Annotated in this window: 1 protein-coding gene and 1 pseudogene; both read right to left on the reverse strand. The window is 69.9% G+C overall.

Going from position 1 to position 1,608, the window contains the following annotated elements:
• Nucleotides 1-299 (reverse strand): annotated as a pseudogene (locus BM414_RS21550) (transposase); the annotation flags it as partial.
• An 80-nt stretch (nt 300-379) separates the two neighbouring features.
• Nucleotides 380-1,209 (reverse strand): IS5 family transposase gene (locus BM414_RS21555; RefSeq protein WP_093582845.1). Its coding sequence is split into 2 segments (ribosomal slippage): nt 380-852 and nt 852-1,209, totalling 831 coding nucleotides; the frame shifts between segments, so codons are not numbered across the junction.
• Nucleotides 1,210-1,608 lie beyond the last annotated feature (399 nt).

Here is a 1,608-nt window from a genome sequence, read left to right on the forward strand (position 1 = left end):
GAGCACCCCGCCAGGGCCGAGCCGCTCGACCACGTAGTCGCGCAGCTCGTCGCGGACCGCGTCGGCGTTCCAGTCCGCGGTGCGCAGCAGCCGCTGCATCCCGTCCGGAGACACCTCACCGGCGGCCTCGGCCAGCGTCCAGCCGTTCTTGCGCTCCAGCTGACCCAACACCCGCGCAGATAGGCCAGCACCCGGGCCCGCGGCTCCGCGCGGGCGAACGCCCCGGCGATCCGGGCGTGCACCTCCTCCAGGCCCGCCGCCCAGTCCTGCACCTCGGCCACCAGGCCATCGCAGCGCATCGGCCCACGCTGCTACCAGCCCTCAGCCGATCACGACAGCGACACGCTCAAGTGCCGTTGCAGTATTAGAAGACGTTGCATTAGTTCGTGGGGAGTCGGCGGGCGCAGATGAGGGTGACGGCCAACCGGGCCAGGGCGGTGATGGTCGTGGCGGTGCGGTCGTAGCGCAGCGCGAGGCGTTTGTAGGACAGCAGCCAGCCCAGCGTGCGTTCGACGACCCAGCGGTGCCGGCCCAGGCGAGCGCTGGAATCCCGGCCAATGCGGGCGATCCGGGCGGTAATCCCGCGCCGACGCAGGTAGCGGCGGACCCGCCGGTTGTCATAGCCCTTGTCGCCGTGCAGCTTGCCCGGCCGGCGGCGCGGGTGGCCACGGCCGCCGCGCTTGATCGCCGGCATGGAGTCCAGGATCGGCTCGACCAGCATGCTGTCGTGCCGGTTGGCGCCGGAGACGAGCACGTTCAGCGGTAGCCCGGTGGCGTCGACGAGCAGGTGGTACTTGCTGCCGGCCTTGCCCCGGTCGGTGGGGTTGGGGCCGGTCAGCTCACCCCCCTTTTCGCCCGGACGCTGACCGAGTCCAGGCTGGCGCGCGACCAGTCCAGCCGGCCGGTCTCGCCCAGCCGATCCAGGACCGATCGGTGGAGCCGGTCGAAGACGCCGGCCTGGGCCCACTCGTGCATCCGCCGCCAGCAGGTCCAGCCCGAGCCGTAGCCCAGCTCGGTGGGCAGCTTGGCCCAGCCGATGCCGGTGGAGAGCACGAACGCGATGCCCCCCAGCACGTCCCGGTCCGAGGTGCGGGGTCGGCCGGTGCGGCCGTGGATGGCCGGCTTGCGCGGCGGGATCAGCGGCTCGACCAGCGCCCACAGCTCGTCACTGATCAACCGCGGCGGCGGGCAAGACGCCGACGACGACATGCCCCGCAGCCTGCGCCGAGGCATCACCTCTCGATAGGGCCCCAGGATCTAGTTCCGCAACGTCTTTCTTACACAGAGCCGCTGACGGGCCCCTCAGGCCCGTCCACGCCCTACGGCAGCCACTTCGATGCCATAGTGAGCGCTTGCATGGACAGCACGTCCAACACGTCCCCGGGAGGTGCAGCATGCATTTCCGAACAGCGTGGCTCTTCGCCACCCTCGTGGGTCTCTTCCTTGTTGCTAGCGCAAGCGCCTGCAGCGGTGGTGAAGATGCTGGCGCCAACGGCCCGGATGAAACTGCGGCTTCCTCGCACCAGGACAACCAGGACAACCAGGACAACCAGGACAACCAGGACAACCAGGACAACCAGGACAACCAGGACAACCAGGACAACCAGG

This window comes from Geodermatophilus amargosae, assembly GCF_900116515.1.
GTDB classification, from domain to species: domain Bacteria; phylum Actinomycetota; class Actinomycetes; order Mycobacteriales; family Geodermatophilaceae; genus Geodermatophilus; species Geodermatophilus amargosae.